We start from the raw sequence: 14950 nt of genomic DNA, 5'->3' as shown, positions 1-14950 counted from the left end.
CGCCCGTGCCCGCCCCGCCGGCGGGGCCCAGCGCCCCCCGGGTCGTGGTGTCGCGCACCCGCCCACCGGCCGTCGCGCTGGCGGTCAGGGAGGCGCTCGGCGGCACCCTCGTCGAGATGGGTTCTGCCGGAGCCAAAGTCGCGTCGGTCGTGCAGGGACTCGCCGACGTCTACGTGCACGCCGGCGGGCAGTACGAGTGGGATTCCGCGGCGCCGGTCGCCGTCGCCAGGGCGGCCGGGCTGCACACCTCGCGGATCGACGGCTCGCCACTGGTCTACAACCGGCGTGATCCGTTGCTGCCGGATCTGATCGTGTGCCGGCCGGAACTGGCCGAGGCGGTGCTCGCGGTCACCGCCCGCTGAACCCCATCCGCCGAAACCGCATTCCGCGCGGCCTCCACTCGCAGTGTGTCCGCGCTGTGCGCAACCTCGGCGGTTCAGACTCGCAGTAGGCTGCGAGGATGTCTGATCTCCCCACGTTGCGCTCGTTGTCGGGCCTGCCGCTGAAGCCGGTCAGCCTCGCTGATTCGGCTCTGGTGCTCATCGACTGTCAGAACACCTACACCTACGGTGTGATGGAACTCGAGGGGGTGCAGGCTGCCCTGGACGAGGCTGCCGCACTGCTGGATCGGGCCCGCACCGCGGGGATCCCGGTCATCCACATCCAGCACGACGACGGGCCGGGTTCGCCGTACGACATCACCGCTGAGATCGGCGCGATCGTGGACCGGGTGGCCCCGCGTGGCGACGAGCCGGTCGTCGTGAAGAACTACCCGAACTCGTTCGTGCAGACCGATCTCGACGAACGGCTCAAGGCGGTCGACGCGTCGAACCTCGTGCTGGCCGGGTTCATGACGCACATGTGCGTGAACTCGACCGCGCGTGGCGCGTTCAACCTCGGTTATGCGCCGACGGTGGTCGCCGCGGCGACGGCGACCCGCGCGCTTCCCGGTGTCGGGGGCGAGGACGTGCCCGCCGCGGTGGTGCACTCCGCCAGCTTGGCCGCGGTAGCCGACCTGTTCGCGGTGGTGGTGCCGGCCGCGCAGGACATCCCCGACTGAGCGGACGGGCGGGCTAGGGTTGGCCCATGCGGATGTCGGCCAAGGCGGAGTACGCCGTCCGGGCCATGATCGAGCTCGCCACGGCGGACGACGGTGCCCTGGTCAAGACCGACGATCTGGCCAAGGCCCAGGGCATCCCGCCGCAGTTCCTCGTCGACATTCTCTCCGACCTGCGCACCGACCGGCTGGTCCGCAGCCACCGCGGCCGCGACGGCGGCTACGAGTTAGCGCGGCCTGCAGCCGACATCAGCATCGCCGACGTGCTGCGGTGCATCGACGGTCCGCTGGCCAGCGTGCGTGACATCGGGCTCGGTGATCTGCCCTACTCGGGGCCGACGGCGGCGCTGACCGACGTGTGGCGCGCGCTGCGGGCGAGCATGCGCTCGGTTCTGGAGCAGACCAGCGTGGCCGACGTCGCCTCCGGCGGCCTGCCGGGCCACGTCCGCGCGCTGGCCGACGACTATCGCCGCCAGGAAGAGGCGCGCGGCCACTCGGTCGGTTAGCGCGCCGACCCGGAGGAGAGGCTACTGATTCCGGGGTCAGGGGCCGCCGCCGACATCCTGGCGGCTAGTCTGACCGTGGCGTCACGGTCCGAGCGGGGCGGGTGTTGCAACGCGATGCGCTGACAGGCGCCCGGCGTCAGCCCTGTGGTGAGGAGCATAAGGTCCCACAGGTCCCGCGGTGCGAGGTTGGTGCGCATGCTGCTGGGATCGCACTGGCCAGTGGCAGCAGGTTGCGTTCCATCTCGTCCATCGGCGTCTGGTTGAAACCAGCAGGGCTGTCGAAAGATGAAGAGACGAGCGCTGCCTGGAGGATCGCCGCGTGTTACTCGTAGGCGGCCGTCAGGGTCTCGACGACGGTTAGCCTGGCCTCGGCCGCCTCCCCGGTCCACCGCGACGTTGACCTCGCTAACGAGCTCGAAGGTGATGTCGCGAACGGCTTCGTTGACCAGCTCGGCCAGAATCGCGACGCGATCCGGAAAGTGCCGGCACACAGTGCCGAAACTGACTTGTGCCGCGTCGGCGATGGCCTGCGTACTGAATGCGCCGGCGCCGCGCTCGGCGATCAGGGCAAGCGTACTGTCCAGCAGCCGGCGGCGGCATCTTCCGCGCTCGCTCTGTCATCGTGAAGAGTCCGACATCGCGTTCCCGCGCTATGGGCGGCGCGGACGGCACTGCGTCGACGGCGTGCTGGCCGCCGATCCGTCGGCGGACGCGGTGGTGGCCGCTTCCGCTCATCTGCCGCCGGGTGCGGGCAGGGCAAATTTCCGGACCGCCCATCGCGCACCGGATCGACGCGGTCGCCGATCACGGCGGCCATCCCGCCGCCGCACGAGTGTTACCGCCTCGATGACGAAACGCCAGCGCACGTCTCCCGCAAGCACGCGGTCAGGTGAATCGTTGTGTAATCCGTTGCAAAGAGCGCGATTTCTCGTCACTCCGAGTTCGGCGCAGAAGTGGAACATCTCTTGGGTCTCGGCGATGCCGCTGATCGGCCACCCGGCGACACGGCGGCGGCCGAAGGTCAACGCGCCCGCGGGCGCCGACATCGGGAAGTTCTGGCATGCCCAGCTCGACGAGCGCGCCGTCGAGCTTGAGATAGCTCTGCAGGTCGAGATTGGCCAGCCGCAGCCCGTACCGGCGATTTTGGAGGGTGCAGTCCTCCGTCTATCGCGTCAGCGGATCAAGCGCCCCGGAAATAGCTTGGCGGCAGCGCGACATACAAGGTGTCTTCGACGCGGGCGACGGGGTGCACAGCCACTGGCGCCGAGGCGGGTGGAGTCAACGCGGCGCCGGTCCGCAAACAGAACTTGGCCATGTGCAGGCTGCACTCGATGACGCATTCCTTTTCTTCGATCCAGCCATCGGCGAGTGAATACATCTCGTGGGTGCAGGTGTCGTCGATGCAGAAGAACTCACCCGCGACGGCAAACACCGACACCGGCGGCGTGGTGTCGATTTGGTGACCACCGTCGTCAGGCAACTCACCGGTTGCGCACGCGCGTATCCATTCCCGGCCGGCGACAGTCGGCAGACCAGCCAGTTCCTTTTCGCTGAGCCCACTCATAGGAAGATGCTCAGACTCGGGCACAGCAGCGTAGTCTGCTCAAGAATCACCTTGCGCGCAGCAATCACGTAGGGGTATCCGGTGGTATTGATGTCGGCGGTCCGCAAGACGTCAAACCGCTCGCCGACGAACCAATCCTGGTGCCGTTCGAGCCGGCTTCGGTACACGTAGAAGTTGGAGCGGACTTCCAGGTCGCTGGACTCTGCCCGCCGGCTGATCCGGATGTTGGTGATCAACCGCCGGGTGCGCGACGGCGGCTCCTCCGACCAGGAAATGCCCGAGCTGTACCGGCGCGCTCGGCCTCGAAGGAAGAACTTGTCGTCGTCGATGAGCGCGGCCTCATCCTCGCCGGCAACCTCCAGATGCCGTTCACGGTTCGGCCTGGTCATCCGGGTAGGAACCCAATAGTGGGTGTCCTCGGCGAACAGCTCAACCCACTCCAGATACCGGTGCTGGTCCAGCAATTCGGCCTCGGCGTACAGAAACTGTTCGACCGAGTGCTGGATCTGCGGGTCGACTGTCCGATAGGTGCTCGGACACGACGTGACATCGGCGTTCATGCGGTCACCCCTTCGTCGCGCAGTTCGCCGTGATTGCCGTTAGGCGTCCATTTCTGAATCTCCGACCACGGCTTTCCGGTCAGCATGTCGAGCCAGTGGCGGTAGAAGCCCCGCGCTGCCGTCTCGGAGTACACGTCATTGCCGAGTCCGGGCAGTCCAAAGGCGTCGCGCTCTTCGTAGCCGACACCCATGGCGGTATGTAACCGGTTGCGGCGGGCCTGGGAACCTCGGAGCACTTGCTGGATCTCCGTCCAGTTCTCACCGTCGTCGGTTTCGAAGGAGCCGGCGGGGCTGAAAGTTCGTTGGGTGAGCTCGCGGATCTCGTTCTTCACCTTGGGCGGGGCGTCTTTGGGAACGTAAGTCCACGCCCAGACTTCGATCTGCCCGGGCCCGCGTGGATGCCAGACCCGCATGGTGGAGTGCGCTCCGAGCCAGGAGAAGTTCGGGAAGATGGTGTTGTGCGTGATGCTCACCTTGCTCAGCCGGTCGGCCCCGATCCGTGCGACCATCTCCTCCTCACGACTCTTGAACCATTCGAACATGGTGTCGGTCATTTCCGGCGTCTTCACCACGGGAGCGGGCAGGAAGTAGCCGCCGGACCCGTGCCCGTTCCCGCTGAACTGACGCCCGGGCACGTTGGGGTCGTTGAGCGGCCCTATTGGGTTGGGATCATCGGTGAGTGCCAGCAGGGCTGAGGCGTGCGCCGACTGGGTGTGGTACATGTCGCTGGCGAACTGTTCGGACGCGAACTTCCAATTGCAGTCGATCACCCATTTCGTGGTGCCCTTGACGAACTCCAGACCTGAGTCGAAACGGTCGACGATCGCGTCGAAGTAGAAGGCCATATCACCGAGGTAGGCGTCGAACTCCGGAGTTTCCTCCGACCAGGTGCCGAAGTAGAACCCGCGATAGTTGGCTACGCGAGGCACTTTCATTGCGCCCCACTCCTTCTTGTCGATGGAGCTGTGGTAGGCACGCTCTTCCAGCGGCACGTTGATGAGGTTGCCCGCCAGGTCATAGGACCAACCGTGGTAGGTACAGGTGAAGGCCTTGCTGACACCGGCTTCGGAGCGACAGATCCGCATGCCTCGATGCCGGCACTGGTTCAGAAAGGCGCGGACCGACCCATCGCGCTGGCGGACGACGAGCACCGGATCCTCGCCCATGTAGGTCTGCAGGAAGCTGCCCGGCTTGGGCAGCTGGGAGTCGTGCGCCAGAAACAGCCAGCTGCGTCCGAACACGTGTTGCAACTCGCGTTCGTAGATCTCGGGGTCGGTATAGATCTGTGGGCTGACCCAGCCGTGCTCAGGGTCGACGAGGTCGGTGAAGTCGATCATGGCTACTCCTGCGGTGAAACATCCGATGCGCTGACTGACACGGGGTTGCCTCCAACACTGTCGTGCCGGGCACCGACTGTGGTGCACGGCGTTCCATCGGTTGGAACCGTCGCCCCGGCGTTGGATCGAGTCGGGCTGTGTGCCGCGGTGTGGAACCGCGCGCTGGTTGCTCAGCGGCGGCCCGGCGCAAGCTTTACGCACCCGTCCACACCAGATCGACTCAGTGCGACCCTCACTGACAGGCCATCGCGAAGGAGCCATATATGTCGTCCGAGATCACCGAGCAGTACACCAGTCGGGACATCGAGACCAAGAGCGGCACGATCCACTACAACGAAGCCGGTGAGGAATACCCCATCGTGATGCTTCATGGCAGCGGTCCCGGCGCAACCGGTTGGAGCAACTTCGGGTCGAACATCAAAGGCTTGGCGGACCGGTTTCGGGTCATTGCGGCCGACATGCCCGGCTGGGGGCAGTCCGAGGCGGTCAAACCCGATGCCCGAGATCACGTGGCTGCCGCATTGCAGCTCCTCGATGGCCTCGGTATCGAAAAGGCTGCCTTCGTGGGGAACTCGATGGGCGGCGGCACCGCGATTCAATTCGCGGTGGCCCATCCCGACCGGATCTCACATCTGATCACCATGGGGAGCCGGGCTCCGGGCCCGACGATCATCGGACCCGACGGACTCACCGAGGGATTGAAAACCCTCCTGAAGGGATACACCGACCCCTCGCCGACGTCGATGCGCGAGCTGGTCGAGATCATGACCTACGACTCCGCCAACGCCACCGACGAACTGGTGCAGCAGCGGTACGCTGCAGCCATCGGTCGCCCGGATCATCTCGAGAACTTCATGATCGCGGGGCTTCTCGGCATTCCGCAGGCAACCGTCGAGGAAATCGCAGGCATCGAGACGCCCACGCTCATCTTCCACGGCAAGGACGACCGGGTGGTGTCCTACGAGGCCGCACTGAAGCTGGTGTCTCTCATCCGTGACTCCCGTGTGGTGCTGATCAACCGCTGTGGGCATTGGCTCCAGACCGAGCACTCCGACGAATTCAACCGCCTCGTCGCCGATTTCGTCTCGAACCGCTGACATGGCAGCGAGATCAGCGCTACCCGGTGAACCCGCAACGGACAGGGGAAACATCATGAATAGGGTCGTCGGACTCGGCTACCTCATCATCGAAGCCACCGACCTCGAGGAATGGCAGACATTCGCGTGCGACTTGCTTGGATTGCAGGCCGTGGTGCGGACACCGGACAGGTTGTCGCTGCGCGTCGACGAGAAGGCTTACCGCATCGACGTTCGTCAGGCGGAGAGCGACGCCGTCGCGGTGATCGGTTGGGAGGTGCGCGGCCCCCGGGAGCTGGGCCAACTCGCGAACTTGCTGCAGGCCAACGGGTACGACGTGAAATGGGCCGGCGCCGAGGTGGCGCGGGAGCGGAGGGTCAGCGGGCTGGCAGGGTTCACCGACCCGGATGGTCAGGCTGTCGAGCTGTTCTGGGGCCTGCAGGAGCATCGAGACCGGTTCGTCTCGCCGACCGGAGCCCGGTTCGTCACGGGTGCAGCAGGTTTGGGGCATGTCTTCCAGGCGGTCGACGATGCCGACGTGTACTCCGAGCTGTATCAGAACCTGCTGGGTTTCAAGCTGAGTGACATCATCGACTTCGGTCCCGGCGCGAGTGCGACCTTCCTGCACACCACCGAACGTCACCATTCCTACGCGTTCGCTGCGTTGCCCGGGCTCCCCAACGGAGTGGGGCATGTGATGCTGGAAGTCGACGATCTGGACATCGTGGGACGGGCCTGGGAAAAGGTGCGCGACGGTGCCGCCCCCATGGTGCTGGACTTCGGCAAGCACACCAACGACGAGATGCTCTCTTTCTATGTGAAGACGCCATCAGGGTTCGAGCTGGAATACGGATACGGCGGCAAGACGATCGACGACGCCACCTGGACGCCATCCCGCTACGACGCGGCGAGTTACTGGGGCCATCGCCGCACCCGCCCTACCGATCCCGACAGCGCCGAACTTTCGGTGTGAGAATCCAGGAGGCAGCTGTGGATTGGCTCGATAACCAGGTAGTACTTGTTACCGGTGGAGGTTCGGGACTGGGCCGGTCCCTCGTGGAGCGGTTCATCGACGAGGGCGCCCAGGTCGGGGTACTGGAACTCAACGAAGAAAAGGCCGCCGCGATCGCTGCCCGATGGGGCGACAGGGTGTGCAGCGTCGTCGGCGATGCCACCAGCTATGCCGACAACGAACGCGCGGTGCAGGCTACGGTGGCGGCTTTCGGCAAGCTCGACACCTTGGTCGGCAACGCCGGACTGTGGGATTTCGGAACACCGCTGGAACAGCTCAAGCCAGAGCAGATCTCGCCGGCATTCGACGAGATCTTCGGTTTGAACGTGAAGGGCTACCTGCTCGGCGCGAGGGCGGCGCTGGCCGAGTTGCGTGAGACTCGGGGCAGCATCATCTTCACGGTGTCGAACGCCGGATTCTGGCCCGGCGGTGGCGGACCGCTGTACACGGCGTCCAAGCACGCGGTCGTGGGGCTGGTCAAACAGCTGGCCTACGAGTTGTGTCCGGAGGTCCGGGTCAACGGGGTGGCGCCGGGGGGGATGCCTTCGGATCTGCGGGGTCCGCGGGCCCTGGATCTGCAAGAGACGGCTTTCGATTCACTACCGGTTGATGAACTCGTGCAACGGCTTTCGCCGCTGGAGGCGCCCATCCACGCGGAGGACTACACGGGTCACTACGTCTTGCTGGCTTCGCGCGCCAATGGGAGTACCGCAACCGGCTCGGTGCACAACTGCGATGGCGGTGTCGGGGTGGCCGGCCGGAAGTTGACCGAGAAGGTGCGCGCAGAGCTGTTCGGGCGTGGTGCGTGAGCCGGCCGCGGTGCCGATGTCACGCGCTGCGCAGCGAACCCAGGGACAATGCCTCGGTGGCCTTCAGCAACTGGACGGTGAAACGTCTCCTGTTGAACCGGGAAGTCGGAGCGCTGATCGACAGTGCTGCAACGGCGGCGCCGGTGCTTCGGTCGATGATGGGGGCTGACACACAGGCCAGTCCCATCCGCAGTTCCTCGTAGTCGACTGCAACGCCTTCCTCCCGGCTTATGGTGAGATTTCGGTGCAGCGCTTGCCGGGTGTGCAGTGAGTTGCGGGTGGGCCGGGGTAACCGACTGCCCAGGATCGCGTCGACTGCCTCTTCAGAGCAGCTCGACAGGATGGCCTTGCCTAAACCTGTGCAGGTAGCCGGGTTGCGCCCGCCGACCGTGGTCGGGCAGGGCGCAGCTCCATGGCCGTAGATCTTCTCTACATAGAGCACCTGGTCGCCCCGCAGGACGGCCAGGTGAATCGTCTCCAGGGTGGAGTGGTGCAGCTCAGCCATGAACGGGATGGCCCGTTCACGCAGCCCGCGGGGCTCCAGTGCACGGGCGCCGAGCTCGAAGAGCCGTTCACCGAGGCGGTACCGGTTGCCTTCGCGGCGGACGAACCCCTGCTGTGACATCACGTTGAGTAGACGATGGGCAGTCGATTTGGGTACGTCGGCGCGGGCGGCGACTTCGCTGACCCCGAGCACCGTGCGCGAACCATCGAAAGCGGCGAGAACCTGGAGGGTCCGGCGGACGGAGTTGGTCGGGGACTGGTGTATCGAGTCGTGCTCCGACGATCGGACTGGGTCGATGGCGATACTGGCCTGATTCAAGGTTTCCTGCCTTGTCCGGATGACAAAGGGTGCCCCCTAGCGGGGGTCGGTCTCGGGGTAGTAGCGAAAGATGATGTCTGCAGCGCATGCCGGCTTGGAGGAGCCCTCGATCTCGATCACGCAGTGGTAGAAGACGTCTGCTGCGCCGTCGGCGGCCTCGGCCATATCCGTGAGGTCGACGGTAAGCCGCACCCGGGAATCGACCGGTACGGCCTGAGGGAAGCGGGCCTTGTTGACGCCGTAGTTCAGCGCCATCCGAAGGTTGTCGATCAGGAAGACCTCCTGGATCAGGCCGCCGATCAGGGCCAGTGAATGGTAGCCATGAGCGATGGTCCCACCGAACGGGGAAGCCTTCGCTCTCTCCGGCGAGACGTGTATCCAGTTGTGGTCCCAAGTGTTGTCGGCGAACGAGTTGATCAGCGACTGGTCGAGGGTGATCCACGGACTTTCGCCGAGACGTTGACCGACCAGGGTTTTCAGCTTGCGAATCCCATCGATGTGCAGTGTCATTGCAACTCCTCGTCTGTTTGGGCTCGGCTTGATTCGGCTTCAGAACCTGGAACGGGCGGAGACTGGCCGGCTCGGCCCCATGGGCGCGCGATCGAGCCATTCACCGGGTCGGCGGAACCACCGGGCGAGAAGGGCAGCGAGTCGCTGCTGCAGACGCAGGAGGCGGCCGCGGGCCTCCATGTGCACCAGTGCCGAAGATGCGGCGTCACGGTTGGCGATACCCGCAAGGCGGCGTTCTGTCGCGACCGCATTGATGATCTGGCGCGCCGACGCCGGATCGCTGAGGGCTTTGGCGATCGCTTCGACACCGAAGATCGCGTCGGGAACACCTGAGTTCAGGCCGCGGCCGCCGCCGAATGGGGGAAACAGATGAGCAGCTTCGCCGGTGAGCAGCACGCGGGCGTGGTCGTCGGTGTAGCTCAACGCGACGGAACGATGGAATCGGTAGGTTGATACCCAGCTGATTCTGCTCGCGTACTTGGGGCCGGCGACAGCTGCAACCCATTGACTCAGCAATGGCTCCTCTTGCCACGGTCTGACGTCTTCGTCGGGGCGGCATTCCAGGTCGATGCGCCAGCCTCCCGCGAAGGGAACCATCAACACATTGCGGCCATCAACGGCCGGACTCCGGTAGTGGAAACTGCGAGTGCGTTCCAGCGGAGCGGCAGGATCTTCGGCGACATCGACGATTACGAAGCTGGATTCGGAGCGGTCACCGTCCAACTCGATTCCGAGCGCCCGCCGCACCGCGGAGCGGGCTCCGTCCGCAGCGATGACGTAGGAGGCGTGCAATCGGGATCCATCGTCCAGCGTGAGGGTGACCCGATCCGATGTGGTGTGCACACCGGTCACCGAGGTCTTCCAGCGAAACTGAACCCCCTCCTCGTGGCAGCGTTTGAGGAGCACCTGCTCGGACTCGCGCTGTGAGATCGCTGCGCCGAACTTTCCTGGCCGGCACGGTGGGAACCTCTTGAAGTAGATCTGCCTGCCGGAATAGGTGGTTCGCAGCGACTCCCAGTTGTTGGCCTGCTCGGTGATGGGTGCTGTTACTCCGTCGGCGACGCTCTCGAGCAGGTCGAGCGTCTCCTGGAAAAGATAGGTGGCTCGGCTGCCGGGCCGGGTCCGATCCTCGGGTTCGGCTTCGACGATGAGCACCGGAAGTTGGTGATGGCGCGCGGCCAGTGCGGCGGTGAGACCGACCGGGCCTGCGCCGACAACGACGAGTGGGTGGATCACGTGAAGCTTGTCATTGGGCATGATCGGTCTCCTTGCTAGGCGTGGTCGCCACGTGCCGGCCGTCTGCTCCTGGAACGGAGACGTGAAGTTGCTCGCGGATCCTGCTCCGGTCGGGTTTGCCGTTGGCTAGCAACGGGATGCGGCTGATCTGATGAAACTGCTTGGGGACCTTGAACCCCGAGAGGTGCTCGCGGAGGTACGAGCGAAGCTCGTCGTCGGTGACGGCTGTGTCGCGTGCCGCGGTCCAGGCGGCGTGGGCCACTTCGCCGTACTCGGGATCCGGTAGTCCGACGACCACGGCCATGGCCACACCCGGGTGGCCTTCCAGCACCGACTCGATCTCGAACGGGGAGAGGTTGTAGCCACCCGAACGGATCAGGAGTTTGAGCCGACCGGTGATGACCAGGCTTCCGTCGTCGTCGATGAAGCCCAGATCGCCGGTGTGAAACCAGCCGTCGCGGTCGATCGCATCGGCGGTCTTGTCGGGCTTGCCCCAGTATTCGGTCATCATGCCGATCCGCCGCAGCGCGAACTCGCCGCTGCGCTCCTCGCCAGGCACTGGGAGTACCTTGACCTCAATGTCGTCGAGGGGACGTCCGACCGTTCGTACCGCTTGCTCAGGTGAGATCCCGGGGTCGGTGAGGGTGATGCAGCACATCTCCGACATGCCGTACGAGGCGCCCACCTGGTGGGCGAACGTCGCCACCTTTCGTGCTGTGCTCTCGGGCAACTGTCCTGCCCACCAGACCAATTCCAGACTAGCCTCGATTTTGCATCGAGTTGATGACGGGTCCGCTCGGTCACTGAATTGTGTTGCTGGGTGGTCGTTGTCGGGTGGCGGGCGTGGTGGGGTGTCCCGTGTCGCCGGGTGGGGCGGGCTTTCCCAGGGCCTGGTCTTTCGTGGTCGGTGGGTCGAGTGATTTGCTGGTTATCCGAAAGCGGTGCGTAGGTGTTGCCAGGCGGTCGCGATCGCTGATGCCCATCGCCAGGTGGCGTCGATACGGAGGCGAACCTGGCGGGCGCTGCGAGTGATACGGGCAGCGACGTGCAGGATCCGGTAGCGGAAGGTGGCGATCTCGGCGCGGGCCAGTGCGGGGTGGTCACCGAAGCCGATCAGCCGGGCCCAGGTGACCAGATCGGCGGCGGCCAGCACGATTTCCAGCCAGGCGGCGTTGGCCCAAAACGACTGGCAGGGCAGGTTGCGTAGCCCGGTGGCTTTCAGTTCGCGGATGCGGTCTTCGACGCGGGCGTGCTGGCGGTGCCGCAGCTCCAATCCGGCGACCTGACCGGCAATGACGCCGGGTTCGGTGTCGGTGATGAATGCGGTGACCCGCATCCCGTCGGCATCGGTGAACCGCAGCTGCGCACCCGGGTGGGGCCTCTCTTTGCGCAGGATCAGCCGGGTGCCAGCGGGCCAGTTGCTCAGGTTGACCAGGCCGGTGGCTTCGGCGACCCAGGCGCCGTCACGGATGCCGCCGTCGGTGTCGATCGCCGGATACCAGGCTTGGCCGAGGTTGAGGGTGTCGACCGCGTCCTGGACCCGCGCATCGACGGGGTATCCGAAGGAAAATCCCACCCCGGCGGTGCGGCAGGCGTCGGCGAACTTGTGGGTGGCTCCAGCGGTATCGCAGCGCACCAGCACCCGGCAGGCATCCGAATCTGGTGGACTACCTGGGCGGGGCCGCCATCGCGGCGGCAGCGAGGCCAGCGCGTGGTGCAAGACGATGATGTGGTCGCTGGCGGTGTTGGAGCCGGCGTTACCGGTGCGCAGCAGCCCGGCCAGCGCTTCCCCACCGGCGATCTCGGGACGATCCAGAAACGCCAGCAACGGATGGTGACCATAGGTTTTCTTCCAGGTCGGGGTGGCGCCGGTCTTGTTGTCGGAGTGATCGATGACCAGGGTGGCATCGAGGTCGATGTGCAGCCAGCCCTCACCAGTGGGGGCGGCTCCAGCCGCCCATGCTGCGGCCCGTGCGCCGGCTCGTGCAGCCCGCACCCCGGGCAGGTGGGCGGCGTCGATGCGCTCATCGATCAACCGCCACATCGTGGTTGTCGAGGCCTTCGCGCCGAACACATGTTCACGGTCCCCACACAACTGGCCGACCGCATCGATGCAATCGGCCCCGTCGGCGACCGCTGCGGCCAGATCGGCGAACACCTCACCGGGTGCGTACACCCACGGGCCCCGGTAGGTGTCAGCCAGCACGGCGGTGACCTGCGACGATAACCCCGTCAGATCGGCAAGCTCACGAAGCAAGCCCATCCCGGCATGCGACACCACGCCCTGCCCATCGGCGGACACTTTCACCCGCGCTGCGGCCACGATATTCTTCACCTGCGAGGTGCCTTCCCGTAGGAACGATTGAACCGTAGAGAAGTCCAATTATTCCTTGCAGGACAGGCACTTTCGCGTATCTACACCCCGAAAATCACAACACTTCACGAAAAATCCGGGCTAGACAGATCTCGGGACTCCAGGTCGTCGAGAGCGACCACGCGGGTCAGCATCGTCGGGATTGCGCCCATCCAAACCGTGACCCGTTCGCGCTCGATCTGGTCGGCGACCTCGCGTGCATCGAACCGTGGGACCTGAACCAATGTGCCGCCGCTGAGGATCGCCGCGGTCAGTTCGTTTCCGATATATCCGATGTGGTCCACCGGCATGTCAGACAGTAGACGAGGATGTGTCAACGGCCATCGGCGCAGAAGGCTTCGATAGTTGAGCAGCGATCTGTGTGACAGCACAACACCTTTGGGGTCTCCGGTCGAGCCCGAGGTGTACACGATTGCCAGCGGATCGCACTGATCAACGTCGTAGGCTCGTCCGGCGTTCTCTTGGTGACCGGCGAGGAACTCGCTGAATTCCGGGGAGACCGAGCCGTCATCGGTGAAAGACAACACGATGGGATGGGAGAGGCCCTGGCTGGTAGCCGCGGCGATCATGTCGTCGGTGCGGTCACCGAGGTAGGGATCGGGCATCGCGAAGATGATGCTCGGGCACGCGTCGGCACACAGGTAGTCCATGTCTGCGCGCCGCAGCCGGGTGCCCATACCGAGGTAGATCGCTCCGATCTTGGCGCAGGCCAGCAACACGATCGCGGTCTCGGGTCGGGTCGGGCTGAGGATTCCCACTCGGTCGCCGCTACGTACGCCCGCGCGATCCAAGGCCCGCGCGCACTGATCGACCAGGGTCAGAGTGGTGCCCCAACTCAGCCGACTAGCCCTGTGCACCGAGAACTCGCGATCGGGATGGTTCTCGGCGGATTGCCGGAACACCGTGTAGACGGTGTCCGCGCGGGTGCCGGGATCCGGATGGGCCATGGATGACTCTTTCTCTGCCAGAACGTGGGTGAAGTCACGATCGCACCGGCTATCCCAGATCCGATATGGACGAAATAGCCCAAAGGTATGGCATTCCCCGTAGGATTCCTACGTGAGACCGTTGATGCCCATGCAGGCGTTTTGCAGTGACTGAGCCGCGATCGGTGATCGCGGCTCAGATTGCTTTGATCGCTGCACTTCGTGACGTGGTCTCAGCTCGCAGCGTCGCCGATGTGGAATCGGCGACCCTGGCGGCGGTGCGGTCTCTGCTGAGCGCTGATGCCGCATTCTGGATGGACCGGGTCGACGACGGGTTCGGCATGACCGCGTTGTCAGGCCTCATCCAGCCGGAGTCCCATGAGCTGTCCCTCGTGCCGCCCGGTGCGGGCTTGGCCGCCGAGATCGTGGCAAACGACGCCCCGGCGTCGAGCAGCGACTACACCGTAGATCCCCGTGCAATACCGGCCTTTGCCGCGATGTTCCGTCGCGAGAACATCAGGTCGACCGCGGGCGCGCCGATGCGGTCATCCGAGGGTGTGGTGGGTGTCCTGTTCGTCTTTGCCCGCCGAAGCCGCGAGTTCACCGAAGACGAAATGCAGCTGCTGATGTCCATTGCTGGCGTCGCGCGCGCGTTGCGAGAACGACTCCGGGAGGGTGAGTTCCAGCGCGAGCTTCTCGAGCAGGAGCGCAGCAGAGCAGCGGCCGGCGACAGGTTACTCCGCGCGGCAGAGACTTTCAGCAGCTCGATGCTGCGCGGTCAGCCGCTGGCCGCGGGACTCGAAGCCGCCTCCGATGAACTTGGTGTGCGTCTGCACGTGCGGGGCCTGCCCGCCCCGGGGAGCCCCACCAGCCACATGCTGCCCATCGAAGATGCCCCAACGGTTTCCAGTGGACCCGAGGCGCGAATTCCGGGAGCGGATCTCGCGGTCCTCAGCGCCGACGGCGCGCTACCGGAGATGCAGTTGGCACTGCTCGCACAGCTTATCGGAATCGATTTCCGTAGACAGCGCGTCGAATTGGAGACCGAGTGGCTGTGACAGCCTGATTTGGCCCCGGGTGGACGGCTAGAAGTGGCTCCACCTGTGTGGTCGCGGGTGTGCGTGGTGACGGTCTGATTTGGCCCCGTCTTCACGACACTC

At 65.1% G+C, this 14950-nt stretch carries 17 protein-coding genes; 7 read left to right on the top strand and 10 right to left on the bottom strand.

What is annotated here, in order from left to right:
- The 3 genes from BN976_RS10520 to BN976_RS10510 all read left to right on the top strand — a co-directional run.
- Window positions 1-362, top strand: a 362-nt coding sequence (locus BN976_RS10520) for an inositol monophosphatase family protein (protein WP_322787917.1), incomplete at its 5' end; no start/stop codon positions are given.
- A 98-nt stretch (window positions 363-460) separates the two neighbouring features.
- Complete coding sequence (locus tag BN976_RS10515) at window positions 461-1060, top strand: isochorismatase family protein (RefSeq protein ID WP_036370624.1); 600 nt, start codon at window positions 461-463, stop codon at window positions 1058-1060.
- A gap of 26 nt (window positions 1061-1086) precedes the next feature.
- A complete protein-coding gene (locus BN976_RS10510) occupies window positions 1087-1563 on the top strand; it encodes an Rrf2 family transcriptional regulator (RefSeq protein ID WP_011781573.1) in 477 nt (158 codons plus the stop codon).
- Here the strand turns inward: BN976_RS10510 and BN976_RS34760 are convergent.
- The 4 genes from BN976_RS34760 to BN976_RS10490 all read right to left on the bottom strand — a co-directional run bounded on the left by BN976_RS34760 (window position 1560) and on the right by BN976_RS10490 (window position 5024).
- A complete protein-coding gene (locus BN976_RS34760) occupies window positions 1560-2147 on the bottom strand; it encodes a helix-turn-helix domain-containing protein (RefSeq protein ID WP_409366016.1) in 588 nt (195 codons plus the stop codon). The genes BN976_RS10510 and BN976_RS34760 overlap by 4 nt on opposite strands.
- A 596-nt stretch (window positions 2148-2743) precedes the next feature.
- Window positions 2744-3127 carry a non-heme iron oxygenase ferredoxin subunit gene (locus tag BN976_RS10500; protein ID WP_051558395.1) on the bottom strand — a complete coding sequence of 128 codons (384 nt, stop codon included), beginning with the start codon at window positions 3125-3127 and terminating at the stop codon, window positions 2744-2746.
- Window positions 3124-3687 (bottom strand): aromatic-ring-hydroxylating dioxygenase subunit beta, encoded by a 564-nt coding sequence (locus tag BN976_RS10495; RefSeq protein ID WP_036370620.1) that lies wholly within the window; start codon window positions 3685-3687, stop codon window positions 3124-3126. Before BN976_RS10495 ends, BN976_RS10500 begins: the two co-directional genes overlap by 4 nt.
- The gene (locus tag BN976_RS10490) at window positions 3684-5024 is read right to left on the bottom strand and encodes an aromatic ring-hydroxylating dioxygenase subunit alpha (RefSeq protein WP_011781569.1); all 1341 of its coding nucleotides are present in this window, start codon (window positions 5022-5024) and stop codon (window positions 3684-3686) included. Before BN976_RS10490 ends, BN976_RS10495 begins: the two co-directional genes overlap by 4 nt.
- 263 nt (window positions 5025-5287) lie before the next feature.
- Here BN976_RS10490 and BN976_RS10485 point away from each other — a divergent pair, with 263 nt between their 5' ends.
- The 3 genes from BN976_RS10485 to hcaB are packed head-to-tail and all read left to right on the top strand — an operon-like array spanning window position 5288 to window position 7921.
- Entirely contained in the window at window positions 5288-6121 is an 834-nt protein-coding gene (locus BN976_RS10485; RefSeq protein WP_036370618.1) for an alpha/beta fold hydrolase, read from the top strand.
- Between the two features lie 55 nt (window positions 6122-6176).
- Entirely contained in the window at window positions 6177-7073 is an 897-nt protein-coding gene (locus BN976_RS10480; protein WP_011781567.1) for a VOC family protein, read from the top strand.
- Window positions 7074-7090: 17 nt separating this feature from the next.
- Window positions 7091-7921 carry a 3-(cis-5,6-dihydroxycyclohexa-1,3-dien-1-yl)propanoate dehydrogenase gene (hcaB, locus tag BN976_RS10475; protein WP_011781566.1) on the top strand — a complete coding sequence of 277 codons (831 nt, stop codon included), beginning with the start codon at window positions 7091-7093 and terminating at the stop codon, window positions 7919-7921.
- Window positions 7922-7940: 19 nt separating this feature from the next.
- On the opposite strand, the gene BN976_RS10470 is transcribed toward hcaB, so the two are convergent.
- The 6 genes from BN976_RS10470 to BN976_RS10445 form a co-directional block, all read right to left on the bottom strand.
- Window positions 7941-8744, bottom strand: coding sequence for an IclR family transcriptional regulator (locus tag BN976_RS10470; protein WP_011781565.1), 804 nt, complete (start codon window positions 8742-8744; stop codon window positions 7941-7943).
- 36 nt (window positions 8745-8780) lie between these two features.
- Window positions 8781-9254, bottom strand: a complete 474-nt coding sequence (locus BN976_RS10465; RefSeq protein ID WP_011781564.1) for a MaoC family dehydratase — start codon at window positions 9252-9254, stop codon at window positions 8781-8783.
- Between the two features lie 39 nt (window positions 9255-9293).
- Entirely contained in the window at window positions 9294-10511 is a 1218-nt protein-coding gene (locus BN976_RS10460) for an FAD-dependent monooxygenase (protein ID WP_011781563.1), read from the bottom strand.
- Complete coding sequence (locus BN976_RS10455) at window positions 10501-11241, bottom strand: class I adenylate-forming enzyme family protein (protein WP_051558394.1); 741 nt, start codon at window positions 11239-11241, stop codon at window positions 10501-10503. Before BN976_RS10455 ends, BN976_RS10460 begins: the two co-directional genes overlap by 11 nt.
- Before the next feature lie 177 nt (window positions 11242-11418).
- A complete protein-coding gene (locus BN976_RS10450; RefSeq protein ID WP_036367445.1) occupies window positions 11419-12825 on the bottom strand; it encodes an IS1380 family transposase in 1407 nt (468 codons plus the stop codon).
- A gap of 104 nt (window positions 12826-12929) precedes the next feature.
- Complete coding sequence (locus tag BN976_RS10445; RefSeq protein ID WP_051558393.1) at window positions 12930-13811, bottom strand: class I adenylate-forming enzyme family protein; 882 nt, start codon at window positions 13809-13811, stop codon at window positions 12930-12932.
- 146 nt (window positions 13812-13957) lie between these two features.
- Between BN976_RS10445 and BN976_RS10440 the strand changes: the two genes are divergently transcribed.
- Window positions 13958-14848 carry a GAF domain-containing protein gene (locus BN976_RS10440; RefSeq protein WP_036370613.1) on the top strand — a complete coding sequence of 297 codons (891 nt, stop codon included), beginning with the start codon at window positions 13958-13960 and terminating at the stop codon, window positions 14846-14848.
- Window positions 14849-14950 lie beyond the last annotated feature (102 nt).

The sequence above is a fragment of the Mycolicibacterium austroafricanum genome, from assembly GCF_000612725.1.
Classification (GTDB): Bacteria; Actinomycetota; Actinomycetes; order Mycobacteriales; family Mycobacteriaceae; genus Mycobacterium; species Mycobacterium austroafricanum.
The sequence above is the reverse complement of the archived record's forward strand: the minus strand, read 5'-3'. Positions and strand labels throughout refer to the sequence as shown.

Excerpts from the sequence above, each read along its gene's own strand:
- BN976_RS10515 (WP_036370624.1), top strand. The coding sequence starts at position 461 with ATGTCTGATCTCCCCACGTTGCGCTCGTTGTCGGGCCTGCCGCTGAAG.
- BN976_RS10510 (WP_011781573.1), top strand. The coding sequence starts at position 1,087 with ATGCGGATGTCGGCCAAGGCGGAGTACGCCGTCCGGGCCATGATCGAG.
- BN976_RS10500 (WP_051558395.1), bottom strand. The coding sequence starts at position 3,127 with ATGAGTGGGCTCAGCGAAAAGGAACTGGCTGGTCTGCCGACTGTCGCC.
- BN976_RS10495 (WP_036370620.1), bottom strand. The coding sequence starts at position 3,687 with ATGAACGCCGATGTCACGTCGTGTCCGAGCACCTATCGGACAGTCGAC.
- BN976_RS10490 (WP_011781569.1), bottom strand. The coding sequence starts at position 5,024 with ATGATCGACTTCACCGACCTCGTCGACCCTGAGCACGGCTGGGTCAGC.
- BN976_RS10485 (WP_036370618.1), top strand. The coding sequence starts at position 5,288 with ATGTCGTCCGAGATCACCGAGCAGTACACCAGTCGGGACATCGAGACC.
- BN976_RS10480 (WP_011781567.1), top strand. The coding sequence starts at position 6,177 with ATGAATAGGGTCGTCGGACTCGGCTACCTCATCATCGAAGCCACCGAC.
- BN976_RS10465 (WP_011781564.1), bottom strand. The coding sequence starts at position 9,254 with ATGACACTGCACATCGATGGGATTCGCAAGCTGAAAACCCTGGTCGGT.
- BN976_RS10460 (WP_011781563.1), bottom strand. The coding sequence starts at position 10,511 with ATGCCCAATGACAAGCTTCACGTGATCCACCCACTCGTCGTTGTCGGC.
- BN976_RS10445 (WP_051558393.1), bottom strand. The coding sequence starts at position 13,811 with ATGGCCCATCCGGATCCCGGCACCCGCGCGGACACCGTCTACACGGTG.